5 protein-coding genes are annotated in these 15016 nt (G+C 45.1%); 3 read left to right on the top strand and 2 right to left on the bottom strand.

The features are described from left to right. Positions 1–144: 144 nt before the first annotated feature. Both AC3A14_RS15580 and AC3A14_RS15575 read right to left on the bottom strand, forming a co-directional pair. On the bottom strand, positions 145–840 hold the full coding sequence (locus AC3A14_RS15580) for an aldehyde oxygenase (deformylating) (RefSeq protein WP_271938620.1): 696 nt from the start codon (positions 838–840) through the stop codon (positions 145–147). A gap of 323 nt (positions 841–1163) precedes the next feature. Next, entirely contained in the window at positions 1164–2222 is a 1059-nt protein-coding gene (locus AC3A14_RS15575) for a hypothetical protein (RefSeq protein WP_318719285.1), read from the bottom strand. A 63-nt stretch (positions 2223–2285) separates the two neighbouring features. Here AC3A14_RS15575 and AC3A14_RS15570 point away from each other — a divergent pair, with 63 nt between their 5' ends. The 3 genes from AC3A14_RS15570 to AC3A14_RS15560 all read left to right on the top strand — a co-directional run bounded on the left by AC3A14_RS15570 (position 2286) and on the right by AC3A14_RS15560 (position 15012). After that, positions 2286–7091 carry a PAS domain S-box protein gene (locus AC3A14_RS15570; protein ID WP_318733846.1) on the top strand — a complete coding sequence of 1602 codons (4806 nt, stop codon included), beginning with the start codon at positions 2286–2288 and terminating at the stop codon, positions 7089–7091. Positions 7092–7511: 420 nt separating this feature from the next. Continuing rightward, positions 7512–8591, top strand: coding sequence for a hybrid sensor histidine kinase/response regulator (locus AC3A14_RS15565; RefSeq protein ID WP_413039126.1), 1080 nt, complete (start codon positions 7512–7514; stop codon positions 8589–8591). Positions 8592–8814: 223 nt separating this feature from the next. After that, positions 8815–15012: a PAS domain S-box protein gene (locus AC3A14_RS15560; protein ID WP_318733842.1), complete on the top strand. Its 6198-nt coding sequence runs from the start codon at positions 8815–8817 to the stop codon at positions 15010–15012. The last annotated feature ends 4 nt before the right edge of the window (positions 15013–15016 follow it).

Here is a 15016-nt window from a genome sequence, read left to right as displayed (position 1 = left end):
TCTACTGTAAAGCCGTCCTAAAAGGACGGGGTTTTAGACCCATTTTTCTGATAAAAAGACCGATCAGATGGATCGGTCTGACCGGTAGGTTTCCTCAAATCTAAGAAAGAAATGGGTCGTCAACTCAAGGCTTCTGAGGCGAGATTAGACAGATACTAACCCATAAGCAGACATTCGCATGATCTCTCCTGTGGTAAAGCCAATATTGGCTAGGGCTTCACCGTAGGCAATCATGAAGTCTTCAATTAAGGACTCTTTTTCCATCGCCAGGATTTTAGCATCCTTTTCCACTTGATTGAGCATTTTCCAGACGATGGGTAGATTTTGGCGGTTGGCTGCTTGCAGTTCTGCTTTAGAGTCTTCAAAGTGGGCTTTGAGCCATTCTTCACCAAAGTTGAGATGGAGATATTCATCTTTGACCACTCCTTCGGTGATTTTGCGAGCGAAGGGGTCAGCTACCGGAATATAGATATTGTAGGCGGCGATCGCAAAGCACTCAATAATCAAGGATTGAATCAGCAGACAGGTAACCACCTTGTCTTCTGCTAGGGCATCCTGGAAGTTTTGGTGCAGTTGATTAAAGTATTCTTTGGCAAACTCCATATCGGGCGTGACTTTCAAATTGTTACCGCAAGCCTGGAATCCCTTCATGTGGCGCTTTTCCATCTTCGCCAGCTTCGTCAATTCTTCTTTGTCATCGGGCAGCAGACTAGCCAAGTTAATGTAATTGTCATAGGCTTCCTGTTCCCCTTCAATGACGATCGCATTGATCCGGCTATAGGCATCTTTGTAAGTTTCGCTTTCATAGTTGAGTTCAGTGCTAACTGCAAGCTGCTGCATAGGTGATTAATCTCCTAATTCCTAATATTGATGATGTTAATCCTTAAAGATGGCAAATGTATTTGTGCCTATTGGGAGGACTGACGATTGGTAGGTTTAAGTGTAACTTAACCCTTGGCCGTTTTCATCCCCTTCTGGAGCCAGAAGGATGGAGCGTCTATCTTAATCTGAGTCTCGATCTCCTTTGTCTGGAATAATTTGCCTGAATGATGACTATACCTATTGATTTATCTGATGATAGCGTAAAGCGATCGTCTATTCATTCTGGTCTGATGAGGGATAAGCAGATACGGAGATGGGGATATTGGAAAATTCCCTATTCCCTATTCCCTATTCCCTAGTTCCCCCATGAGCCATTGTAGGCGGATACTCGACTGACTCTCCTGGGAGTCTGGAAGCCGATCTTGCAGGGGAACTTCCAGAATTTCACTGGTGAGAGGACCGAGTTGATTGAGCATCGATCGCAGATGGGGGGTACTCGCTCCCGTGTCTACATAGAGGCGATCGGCTAAATTTCCTAAGCGTTTCCAGGTTAAATATAACTTGGCTACAGTTTGCTCGAGTTGGGTGGCCTGTTTGAGTAATTCTGAAGCCGTACTTAAACAGCCTAACCGCAAACTTTCATCTAGGGCCATCTCTAAGTCTACTGAGGATTGACTCAGGACTTGCACTTGGGCGGCCGCATCTAAGTATTTTGCCAGACTTCGCGCCTCTGATGTCATTTGTTTAACGGTTTCTACATCCGGGTTCGCGGCGACCTCTTCTTGAATGCTTTGTAGGTGAGTATCGGGCAGTTTCCCTAATTCTTTGACTAAGGGGGCTAAATGTTTTGAGGCCATCGTTCCCGAAGCGGCTTTTTCCTTCACTTCATTGGGTAATAAATCTGAAGACATGGCCATCCACTCATCAGCCAATTGTTTCACTTCTCGTCGAGTAATGCGATCGCCACGACTAGCCGCATCCGTTACCAATTGTTGAACTTCTACCGGTGCTTTCGCCGTTTCTACAAACGCCCGTTTACTAAAATTATTAACCGCTTCCGGGTCTAATTGCCCCTCCTCGACCAAGGTATCAGCACTATTGGCCAATTGAATCAAAGCATAGGCTTGGCTTTTCGTAATTTCTTTCGATTTTAACCAATTAATAAATCCCGTTCCCCGGCCATCACCGCCCTTTTTTTCCCGATCGCGGATCGCCCGTAAAATACGCCCTCGCCAAATATCCGTTTGCAAATCAAAGCGATCGCACACCAACCACGCTGTATCGAGTTGTTGCTGAAACTCCTGATCTGGAATTTCTTCATCTTCAGGATCGGGTAAATTAAAATCCAGTTGGGGTTGTTCACCCAAAAGGGCTAATAGGTCGGTAACAGATTGATCCATGGTAAGGGGTAATCGCTAATCAGTAAGATATTCCATAATATAGATAAAACCCCCAAACCGTGAATGTTGAATTCTGGAACTGCTCTAACTCCCATAGAACTGAGGTCAGCCATTGTTCAAAACCCTCTGGTGGTCTCTGCCAATACCAACGTGCGAGAGGCGATCTCGAAAATGAGTGGCGCTCATCTATCGTGCCCAACAACCCGTACTCAAGAGACTCAACGGGATCAAATGCATTTAGAAGCCCTCTCCAGTTGTGTTCTAGTGGTGGATAATCAAAATGTCACGGGTATCCTTACTGAACGGGATATGGTGCGTTTATTAGCCCAAGACCAACCCCTGGCCTATCTGCGCGTCCAACAGGTCATGAGTCCTTTAGCGATCGCCCTCAAAGAGGACGACTTCACTGACCTATTTTTTGCCATTAATTTGTTCAGACAACACCATATTCGCCATCTCCCCATCCTTGATGCTCAAGAGAACTTGGTGGGATTAGTTACCCATGAAAGTTTACTCCAGATCTCGCGCCCCATGGATCTGTTGCGTCTGCGAGAAGTACAAGAAGTGATGAGTGCCGATGTGATTTGCACAACCCCTGAGGCATCCCTCTTCCAAATTTCCCAATTAATGGCTAACCACCAGATTAGCTCTGTCGTGATGATTCAAACTCGTCCCACCGCTACAGGTTCCCTAGCTGTTCCAGTAGGTATCATTACTGAGCGAGACCTGGTTCAATTTCATAGCTTTTATCCTCATCTGCAAGACTATACGGCTTCTAGTTTAATGAGCAGTCCCATTTTTGCGGTTAAACCCCAAGACTCTCTGTGGGCAGTGCAGAAAATTATGGAGCAATATTTTACTCAGCACCTGGTGGTGACCGGAGTGCAAGGGGAACTGCTGGGAATAGTCACTCAAAGCAATCTCTTACAAGCTCTGAATCCCCTAGAAATCTACAAGTTAGTGGAAGTTTTAGAACGTAAAGTTAACAATTTAGAAGCGCAACGGGAACGAGAGAAAGTTGTGGCCGATATTGCTAGGCGGATGGGTCAATCCCTGAATCTACAAGAAGTTTTAGAGGGGGCTATGGGGGAGATTAGACGGTTGTTCGCGTGCGATCGCGCGGTGGTATGCCAATTTCAAAGTGATGGTCATGGACATATTATTGCCGAATCTGTCGATCCTCGCTGGCCATCAGCCCTGGGACATGCGATCGCACCCTCTTGTTTTCGAGATCAAACGGCGGGAGATAGCTCCTCCCCTCTGAAGGGATTAGATCCCTATCAAGTGAAGTCTAATTTGGTTATCCCCATAATTTTAGACGATCAACCTTGGGGATTTTTAATGATTCATCAATGTGGGGATTATCGGGACTGGACGGAGGACGAGGTTGCCCTTTTAGAAGACATTGGGGTACAATTGGCGATCGCTATCCAACAGGCTAATACGCACCAAAAAGTAACAGTAGAACTGAGGGCACGACAACAGGCAGAATGCTTACTGAAACAAAGTCAGCAACGATACGAAAGTCTCGCGGAAAGTCTTTTTGTTGGTATTTTTTACACAAATAAGGCGGGGAAATACACATATGTAAATCGTCGCTGGTCTATATTAACAAGACTCCCAGAAGCTGATGCCATGGGGGATGGATGGATGCAGCTCCTCTATCCAGACGACCGGGAACAGGTGTTGAGGGCTTGGGTAAACGCCGTCGAAAATCAGTGTGCTTGTGCATTAGAATACCGTCTTCAACGCCCCGATGGCAGTACCTTCTGGGTTTGCAGCCAATCTACAGTAGAGCGCAATAGTTATGGAGAGATGATGGGTTATGTGGGAAGCATTACAGATATTAGCGATCTCAAACATATGGAAACCCAACTGCAACAAACCCAACAACAGTATCAAGAAGCACAAAAAAAATCCCAGATGGAAAATGAATTGGCCAACTTTAAGTTAGGCTTGGATCAAGCAGCGATCGTGGCTATTACTGATGCTAAAGGAGTCATCAATTATGTGAACGATCGCTTCTGTGAAATTTCTGGCTATACCCAAGCCGAAATCTTGGGTAAAACCCACCGCCTGATTCAATCCGGATTCCATCCCCCCGAATTTTTCCAAAACCTGTGGGAAACCATCGCTAAGGGAGAGGTTTGGCGAGCAGAAGTATGCAACCGAGCCAAAAACGGTCGCCTTTATTGGGTCGATACCACCATTATTCCCTTCCTGGATGCCCAGGGAACACCCTTTCAGTACCTGGCGATTCGGGTTGATATTAGCGATCGCAAACAAGTAGAAATGGCGCTCTCACGCAGTAACCAACTGCTCAATGCCATCAGCACAGCCCAGGCGCAATTTATCACGGCTGGTAATCGGTTAACTATTTTTGAAGGACTCCTTTCTAACTTACTTGAACTGACGAAGAGTGAATATGGTTTTATCGGTGAAGTGCGCTTTCAGGATCAGAACAGTTCTATCCTCCCTTCGACTTCGCTCAGGGAGCAGCAGGATAAGCGTCCTGAATGTAATGAAATCTTGCTAAAAATTCGTGGCGTTCCTTACCTAAAAACCTACAGTATTAGCAATGGGGTTTGGGATCGAGCCACCCCAGAATTTGAGAATATCAATACCCTGTTTGGGGCTGTCGTGATGACCAGAAAACCGGTAATTACCAATAGTCCCAACACCGACCCCCAGCACTGCGGCATTCCCGATGGTCATCCCCCCCTGAAGACCTTTTTAGGTTTGCCCATTTACATTGGATCTACCCTCGTGGGAATGGTGGGGATTGCCAATCGACCCCAGGGCTACGATCTGGCGATCGTAGAAGAACTAGAACCCTTTCTGATTACCTGTAGTAACCTGATGCAAGGCTATCGACTACAGCGCAAGCGAGAAGAAACGGAACAGGAAAATGCCCGGCAACTGGCCAGCATTGAGGCGGCTGTGGATGGTATTGCCCTTCTTAAGGGAGACTACTACGAATATTTGAACCGTTCCCATGTACAGATGTTTGACTATGATAGCCCCGAAGAGCTGATCGGCAAGAGCTGGAGAATCTTGTATTCTGAGCAAGAGCTGAAACGCTTTGAGGAAGAAATATTTCCCGTACTCCTCGAACAAGGGTCTTGGAGAGGGGAGGTAATTGCCACCCGTAAAGATGGATCGACCTTTAATGAATACCTCTCCCTGACGCTCACGGAAGATGGGACACGCATTTGTGTCTGTCAGGATATTACCGATCGCAAACAGGCACAAGCCCAACTACAACCCCAGATGGCAGCCATTGAAGCGGCGATCGATGGGATTGCGATTCTCAAAGATGATCGCTATATCTTCATCAACCAAGCTCACCTGAGCCTCTTTAACTTTACTGACCCCCAAGAATTGCTCGGACAAACGTGGCGCAAGCTCTACGCTCCCGAACAAATCCAATTCTTTGAAGAGCAAGTCTTTCCTGTTCTGGATGTGAAACACCAATGGCGAGGCACTACCGTTGCTCTACGGCAAGGTGAACCTTTTGCCCAAGAACTCTCCCTTACTCTCACGGACAATGGGTACTTAATTTGCGTTTCTCGAGATATTAGCGATCGCCAAGCGGCTGAACAACAACTTCTAAAAACCAACCAAGAACTCGCCCGCGCCACTCAACTCAAAGATGAATTCCTGGCCAATATGAGTCACGAACTTCGCACTCCTCTCAATGCCATCCTGGGAATGACGGAAGGACTGCAAGAGCAAATCTTTGGGGAAATTAATGAACGACAGCTCAAAGCCATACAAACTATTGAGCGTAGTGGTTCCCATCTACTAGAGCTAATTAACGATATTCTGGATGTCGCTAAAATCGAATCAGGGCAAATAGAACTAGAATACCGTCGTGTCCCAGTTGCCCCCCTATGTACCTCTAGTCTGGCATTTGTCAAACAACAAGCTCTGAAAAAAGGCATTTTTCTAGAAACCCAGATCGCCAAGAATTTACCCGATCTTTGGGTCGATGAGCGCCGTATTCGCCAAGTATTAATTAACTTGCTCAATAATGCGGTGAAATTCACTCCGGACGGAGGCAAAATTACGCTCAAAGTAGTGAGTCGGCATTCCTTGAGTCAGGAAGAACCTCTGTGTTTTCCGGAAATTCGCAATGTAAATGCATTTTATGCAGAAGGGGACTCCGATCGCCAAGATCCGGGATTCACGATTCATCATTATCTACGCATTGGTATCAGCGATACGGGAATTGGGATTGCGCCAGAAAACCTAGAAAAACTCTTTAAGCCCTTTGTGCAAATCGATAGTGCCTTAAATCGAAAGTATACCGGGACAGGATTGGGTTTAACTTTAGTGAAGCAGATTGTGGAACTTCATGGGGGTAAAGTAGTGGTGAGGAGTAAAGTAGATTGCGGGACTTGTGTCAGTATAGATCTGCCTTGTCTAGAACTGCCCTCTATAGAAACCAACCCATCCACGGAACCGGAGAGGTTTCAAGAGGCTCACGCTTCTACTGCGGCGCGATCGCCGTTAATCTTGCTCGTCGATGATAACGACGCGAATATTACGACTCTATCCAGTTACTTAAACGTGAAAGGCTATCAACTGTGCATTGGTAGAAATGGCTTAGAAGGGGTTGCTTTAGCTGCGTCAGAACAGCCCGATATTATTTTAATGGATATTCAGATGCCAGAAATGGATGGTTTAGAAGCGATCAAGAAAATCCGTCAGGATCTTCAGTTGGTGGATATTCCGATTATTGCTTTAACTGCTTTAGCGATGGAGGGCGATCGCGATCGAACCCTAGAAGCAGGAGCCAATGAATACCTGAGTAAACCGGTTAAACTCAAACAATTGGTTACTCTCATAGAGGAGCTTTTTGCTTAAACAGCCGGAGAGCAGCACATTCTACCCCAATAGTTAACGTCGGGATGAAAGCCAAAAAAATAAAGGGGTACTCTTCTTTACTGTATAGAGTACAATAGATCTAGTCAATCATCTACCCGCGACGCAGGCATAACAGAGAGCCTTGCATAACGAAATCTAATTTCAAGGAGTGGCGCATAGAGCTGCGGTAGACCGGGAAAATGACTATAGGGCAATAAGGTGTTAATTCTGGGATCTTGATTAAGGAAGTAGAGCTGGGCAAAGCCTCACTCAGAAACGGGACCTCTCGATCTAAAAACTAGATGGAGAATCCAGCACTCTACCATTGGCGAAGCCGTGCTCAAGGCACTAGGCTAGATCGGAGTGGGGAGTTGTCACCTAATCTAGACCAGACATAGGGTAAATAAACAGATGAATCAGATCAATGAGTCTTCTATTTTAATTGTTGATGATGAACCCGATAATTTTGATGTTATTGAAACCCTATTGAGTAACCAGGACTACAACCTCTATTATGCGGCCAATGGTCAAGAAGCCCTCACTTCTCTAGAAACCTACAATCCAGGCCTGATTCTCCTGGATGTGATGATGCCTGGAATTGATGGGATTGAAGTTTGTCGGCAGATTAAATCTCTGGCTAAATGGAAAGTTGTGCCCATTATTATGATCACGGCATTAAGTGAAAAATCAGACCTCGCCCGTTGTTTGAATGCAGGAGCAGACGACTTTATCAGCAAACCGGTAAATGGGATGGAACTTCGCGCTCGTATCTCCTCCATGCTCCGAATTAAGCAGCAGTATGACGAGCTAGAAAGCCTGCTCAAACTACGGGAAGATATGGTAAAAATGGTAGTGCATGATTTGCGAAACCCTCTAGGCAGTGTCTTATTTGGGTTAGAACTGCTCAGAAGTCGGGAGTATAGCCCAGAAAAACAAAAAGATAAACTCGATAGAATCTATCATTCAGCCCAAGCACTGCAAGTTTTAATTGATGATTTATTGAAAATTTCTCTTTTAGAATCGGGGAAAGTTCGCCTGAACTTACAAGAAATGGATCTAGCTGTCCTGGTGGCTTCAGCCGTTTCTAATTTTGAGGAGATTGCTGCTAATAGAAATCAAATCCTAATTACCCTCTACTCAGAAGAACCCAGAAGCATGATTGCTATTGATGAAGCGATGATCCATCGGGTATTAGATAACTTACTCTCCAATGCCATTAAGTTTTCGCCTGTCGATAGCCAAATTATTATTCACTTAAATGCTCCCGTTTCTGGGCCTATCACGTTAGAAGTCCTGGATAGAGGTCCTGGAGTTCCAGAGTCTTTAAAAGAGAAAATTTTTGAGAAGTACGAAATTGGCAATATTTTACCCGATATTTCACAAATTGGATTAGGTCTAGCGTTTTGTAAGTTGGTCGTAGAGGCCCATGGGGGGAACATTCAGGTGAGTAATAATAAACCCCATGGCTCGATTTTTAAGATTACGCTCCCCATTAAATAATTAACGATTAACGATTAATAATTAAATGATTACGGGGAACTTGTACTGAATGATAAAGTTTCTTCGTATGGCACTATTGACTGGGTTCAGTTAATCTATGAGAGCAGAGATAGGAGAGATAGGATGACGTACGATCCTGTATTCGTCTCGCAGTGGGTCAACTGGCCTCAACCCAGAGCCATGTTTAATTTTTAATTTTTTTAATTTTTAATTGATATGAGCCATGTTTTTAAATCCGACAATCCTGACTAAACGAGGTGAGGGTTACCGTGCTATTGTCCGGAAACCTCTGGTCGCATCAACCGATACTTTGGTGAGGGAAGCGATCGCAAAAATGAGTACTGTTCATAGCAATTGTAACTTGACTCAAGGCAACCAGAGAGTTGCGGAGAACCCGTATATTCAATCGGCCTCCAGTTGTGTTATTATTACATTAAACAAGAAAGTTATCGGCATTATCACTGAACAAGATCTAGTACGCCTATTAGCTCAAGAACAACCCCTAGACCAACTCACCCTAGGAGCAGTGATGACCCATCCAGTGATTACCTTGAAAGAGGAAGAGTTCATGGATTTATTTGGCGGGATTAATTTACTCAAAGAGCATCACATTCGCCATCTACCGATTGTTGACCCTCAAGAGAACCTGGTTGGATTGGTAACAGATGAGAGTCTGAGACAACTATCTGGACCGATAGATTTATTGCGCTTGTGTCTGGTACAAGAAGTAATGACACAGCAGGTAATTTGCTTGAGTCCCCAGGATTCCCTCTTGCATATAGCCCAAGTGATGGCCAAGCATTCGATTAGTTGTGTGGCGATCTCCGAGAAAGGATTTCCTGTCGGCATTATCACGGAGCATGATTTGGTGCAATTTCATGCTTTGGGAGTCGATTTGGAACGGGCGATCGCCGAGAAGGTGATGAGTCATCCCGTGTTTACCGTGCAACCAAGGGACTCCCTATTATCTGTTCAGCAATTGATGGAGAAGTATTCGATTCGGCGTGTCGTCGTCACCTCTTCTGAAGGAAAACTCTGTGGAATTATCACAGAAACGAATCTATTGGAAGCGCTCAATCCTCTAGAACTGTATAAATTAGCTGAAGATTTGGAGCAAGAAGTAATGCACCTTGAAGCACAGAGGATAGCTTTACTCGAAGCTCGAAATGCTGAATTAGAGCGGGAAAAATTAATTGCCGATGTCGCCGCTCAGATTCGCTCTTCTCTCAGTTTAGAAACCATTTTGCAAACGACGGTGGCACAGGTTAGACCTTTACTGGAGTCAGATCGGGTGCAGATTTGGCACTGGCAACCCCATGGGGAAGTGCGAGTAGTGGCTGAATCGATTGATAAAGAGCAATCCTCCCACCTGGGGGAGAGGTTGTTGGGCTGTTGTCCAGAACAAATTAATCAGTCTTATGAACAGGAAGATATTGGCGCGATCGCCGATATTGAGATAACCCCCATTCCAGAGTGTTATCGCCAACAGTTGAGAGATTGGCAGATCCGATCGCAAATCCTAATCCCTCTATATTGTTGTAGCCGTGAATTGTGGGGTTGGCTGAATGTCAGCGAAAGTCTGCAACCCCGGCAATGGAAACCGTCGGAAGTGAAGCTATTGCAAACTTTAGCAGTGCAATTGGAGATTGCCATTCAACAGGCAACGACTCACGAAAAGCTACAACAAGAACTCCGGGAGAAAGAAGAAGCCCAAAATCGTCTGCGCCAAAGTGAACAACGCTACGCGAGTCTAGCAGAAGCAATTCCTGTGGGTATTTTTCGCACGGATCAATCCGGCAAGTGTATTTATGTCAATAGTAAATGGTCTGACCTGACGGGAGTTTCCCTAGAGCAAGCCTTGGGAGATCAATGGCTATATGTGATACATCCAGAGGATCGTCCCCAGGTGAGAGATGTTTGGACACAAGCTATGGAAAACCATAGCCCTTGTCAGTTAGAGTACCGCTTGCAACATGCTGATGGACGTATAATCTGGGTGTATGGACAATTGGTGGTTGAGCGAGATCATACTGGGGAAGTGGTGGGTTATGTCGGGAGTATCATCGATATTAGCGATCGCAAATCAGCCGAATTGCGTGTAGAACAAGAAAACCGTTTTTCTGGGCAAATTTTAGATCAAATGGCGGAAGGCTTATGTGTTTGTCATAACATAGAAGAATTTCCCTTTGTACGATTTACCGTCTGGAATCAGCAAATAGAACGGATTACTGGCTATAGTTTAGACGAAATCAATCGATTAGGCTGGTACCAGAGTTTATATCCTGACCCAGAGATTCAACAGCAGGCGATCGCCCGAATGGAGCAGATGCGAGACGGACATAACCTGATGGCGGAAGAATGGGAAATTGAACATAAAGATGGATCGAAACGAATAATCGCTATCTCAACCTCTTTACTCCAGGGTGAAGAAGGGACAACTTATGTGTTGGGGTTGATGCAAGATATTACCCAACGAAAACAAGCCCAAAGAGCGTTAGATAATCTGGTGGTTGGAACCGCAGCAACCACAGGAGACAATTTTTTCCCTGCCTTAGTGAAGTATATTAGTAAAGCCCTGAATGTTGCCTATGCTCTAGTGTCAGAAATTGTGGGAGATCGGCTTTCTACTTTAGCCTTTTGGGGGAAAGGTCAATGGCACACCCAATTTAGTTATCCGATCGCTAATACTCCTTGCGAACAAGCTCTTGATCGGGGAGTTTATGTTTGTATTAATGCGGTTAAGGAACATTTTCCTGACGATCCCGATTTAGGAGTGCTAGGTGCTGAAAGCTATTTGGGAATTGCCATCTATAATGCTCAGGGAGAAGCGATCGGTAGCCTTTGTATTTTAGATACCCAACCTCTGCAAAATCCCCAATGGGCAGAACAGATCCTCAGAGTGTTTGCAGCGCGTGCAGGAGCAGAACTCGAACGCCAACGAGCAAGTCGCCTGCTCGAAGAACTTAATCAGCAACTGGAAAATAAAGTGATCGAGCGCACTGCTGCCTTGAAGGATCGGGAAGCTCGCTATCGAGCGCTGATGGATGGAGCTGGTGATGCTATTGTCTTAACGAATCGACAGGGCAACATTCAGGAAGTCAATATTAAGGCACAACAATTATTCGGTTATAGTCGGGAAACTTTCTGTCAAATGCACTGGAGTGATGTGTTTCCACCAGAGAGATTATCAGAGATGCAAGAGGCATTTCAGGCGATCGCCAATCAAGACATTGATCAATTATTCGATATAGAGTGCGAATCTGAAACTGGCGATCTCGTCCCTGTTGATGTTTCAACGTCTGTTATTACCATCGAAGGAGAAACCTTGATTCAGGGAATTTTCCGAGAGATTACAGCCCGCAAAAAAGCCGAGCTAGAACGACAAGAGCTGATTGGTGAGTTATCTACTTTTAAGGAAGCCCTAGATCAATCCGCCCTTGTAGCCATTACTGATGCTCAAGGAATCATTACTTATGTCAATGAGCAATTCTGTTCCCTATCAGGTTACTCACAACAGGAGCTGATCGGCAAAACCCATCGGGTCATTAAATCGGGTTACCATGACGCAGCCTTTTTCCAAGATCTGTGGGGTACCATTAGCCAAGGTAAAATTTGGAATGGAGAAATTTGTAATCGTGCTAAAAATGGCCAATTATATTGGGTATCGAGTACTATTGTGCCCTTCATTAATGGCCAAGGTAAAGCCTTTCAATATTTAACCATTCGCTTTGATATCACCGCTCGGAAACTAGCTGAACTAGCCTTACAAGAAAGGGAAACCCAATTATTGTTAGCATTAGAGGTCTCTGGGGCGATCGCCTGGCAACAAGATTTACGAACGAAGAGCATATATTTTTCTTCCACTCTTAATCAAGATATTCCGGTAGAAATGGACTGCGATCAAGCCCTAGCCCTGGTTCATCCCTCTGATGTTCAGAGGCTGCATCACGCCAATCAAAAGGCGATTAAGGAACGGGGTTCTTTCCAAATTGAACATCGAGTCTGTGCCGATCCCAATCTTATCAATCCATTCTGGCATTGGTTTCAAGTGAATGCTACGGTGGTGTGCGATCCAGAGGGACAACCCATCCGCATGATTGGTATGTCTGTAGATATTACCAAACACAAATTAGCGGAACAAGAACTACAAGAAGCTACAGAAGCGGCCGAATATGCTAATCGTGCTAAAAGTGAGTTTTTGGCTTTGATGAGTCATGAGATTCGCACCCCTATGAATGGGGTTTTAGGGTTGACGCATTTGATTCTAAAAACCGATTTAAATGAGGAGCAAAAAGACTATCTGAAAAAGATTCAGAGTTCCGCTCATTCTTTGTTGTCTATCCTCAATGATATCTTGGATTTCTCTAAGATTGAAGCAGGGAAAATGCAGTTAGAGTATGCCCCCTTTCAATTAGAATCAATTTTAGATAACTTATATAATCTGTTTTCATTTAAGGCAAAAGAAAAGGGTTTAGATCTGTTGTTTGAGGTCAATAGTAATGTCCCCAGTTATGTGATAGGGGATTTTCTGCGGTTGAGCCAAGTCCTGATTAATTTTACCAGTAATGCGGTAAAATTTACTGAAAAAGGCTGTGTAATGATTAGCATTGAGACCTTGGCCTTAACGGAAAGGTTGGTCAAGCTTAAATTTGAAGTCAATGATACCGGTATCGGTTTAACCTCAGATCAGCTTGATACCCTGTTTGAAGCCTTTACTCAAGCAGATGCATCCATTAGTCGCAAATATCAGGGCACTGGGTTAGGATTAGCGATTTGCAAACGTCTGGTGACATTGATGGGAGGTACGATTGAGGTTAAAAGTGAGCTTCATCAAGGTACGACCTTTTCCTTTGAATTGGAAGTTCCGTATCTGTGTGCTTTAGGGGATTACTCTCAATCCCTAGAGATTCCTAATTTAGCGGGTTCAAAGGCTTTAGTGGTTGACGATCATCCCTTCTCTAGGGAGATGCTCGTGAAGATCTTAAATTCTTTTGGCTTACAAGCAATGGCAGTGGGTTCTGGAGAGGAGGCGATCGCCTCTTTAGAAGCGGCAAGGGACTTAGCTCCGTTTGATCTGGTCTTAATTGATGCCTATATGCCCAACATGAATGGTTTAGAAACCTTAAGAGGGATCAAAGCCGATCCCCTTTTGGCGGGTATTGCCCAGATCTTAATGGTGACAGCTCATACGGAAGAGCGTATCCTAGAAGCTGCTCCCTGGTTAGATCAGAAGGTGTTGGTGACCAAACCCATTAATCGCTCCCAATTATTGGAGACGATTCTTTTGGTTCTAGGGTACAACATCCCTTTTAATCAAAATCTATCGATCGCGTCCTCTTCTGCTTTGGATGAACAACTCAAACAGATCCAGGGCGCTCAGGTTTTGTTGGTTGAAGATAATGAGGTGAATTCGTTAATTGCACGGGAACTGTTGCAGAGTGTAGGGCTGAAGGTGGAGTGGGCGATCGATGGTAAAGAGGCGATCTCGAAGGTGCGATCGCACGCTTTCGATCTGATTTTGATGGATATTCGGATGCCTGAAGTTGACGGATTAACCGCCACTAGAGAGATTCGCGCTATGGCAGAGGAAGGGAATTTAGAAACAGAACGGTTTGCGACGGTGCCGATTGTGGCGATGACTGCCCATGCGATGGATGGCGATCGGGCTAAAAGTTTAGCCGCAGGTATGAACGATCATGTCGCAAAACCCGTGAATCCCGGAGCCTTATATTCAGCTCTCCTGCGCTGGATTGCTCCAGGAATGTATACGGCACCAGAGGAGAGCAAAGAGCAAATAGAGCATATGGCTGAGGAGGAAAAGGATAGACCCGTTTATCCCTCTGTACCGGGGATTAATCTGGAAGCTGGTTTATCCCGTATGCAAGGGAACTGGCAAGGGTATCAAGGATTACTGAAGTTATTTTATCAGCACTACCAGGACTTTGGCTTACATTTCAAAGGGACAATTGGCCGCCAAGAGTGGTTACCCGCACAAGAGCAGGTTCATGGTTTGAAAGGAGCAGCGGGTAATATTGGAGCTAATCGGGTATATGTCTGGGCAGTGAAGGTCGAAGAGATGTTAAGGTTAGATGCTCTCAATATTGAACAGTTGCAAGCTAGTCAGGCGAGATTACTCGAAGCCTTAGATCAGGTATTAGAGGGTATTAAACATTTACCCGATACTGTCCAGGAGCAGGAGCAGAAGCAGTGGAACCAGGAGCGCATTGCCCAGTTGATTAGTCAGATTCTGGATTTACTCGAGACTGATTTGATTGAGGCGATCTCGTTAGTCGATAAGTTGAAACAGGAGGCGATCGATACGCCCCTAGAACCGAAAATTCACCGACTTGAAGAGCGACTCGAAAATTTTGAAATTGAAGAAGCTCACCGCTTATTTGAAGATCTACGCACCATGCTATAGGGGA

Source organism: Roseofilum sp. (assembly GCF_982964205.1).
The sequence above is the reverse complement of the archived record's forward strand: the minus strand, read 5'-3'. Positions and strand labels throughout refer to the sequence as shown.

What these genes read in the sequence shown, in the direction of transcription:
- AC3A14_RS15560 (WP_318733842.1), top strand. Translation starts at nt 8,815, where the DNA reads ATGTTTTTAAATCCGACAATCCTGACTAAACGAGGTGAGGGTTACCGT.
- AC3A14_RS15580 (WP_271938620.1), bottom strand. Translation starts at nt 840, where the DNA reads ATGCAGCAGCTTGCAGTTAGCACTGAACTCAACTATGAAAGCGAAACT.
- AC3A14_RS15575 (WP_318719285.1), bottom strand. Translation starts at nt 2,222, where the DNA reads ATGGATCAATCTGTTACCGACCTATTAGCCCTTTTGGGTGAACAACCC.
- AC3A14_RS15570 (WP_318733846.1), top strand. Translation starts at nt 2,286, where the DNA reads ATGTTGAATTCTGGAACTGCTCTAACTCCCATAGAACTGAGGTCAGCC.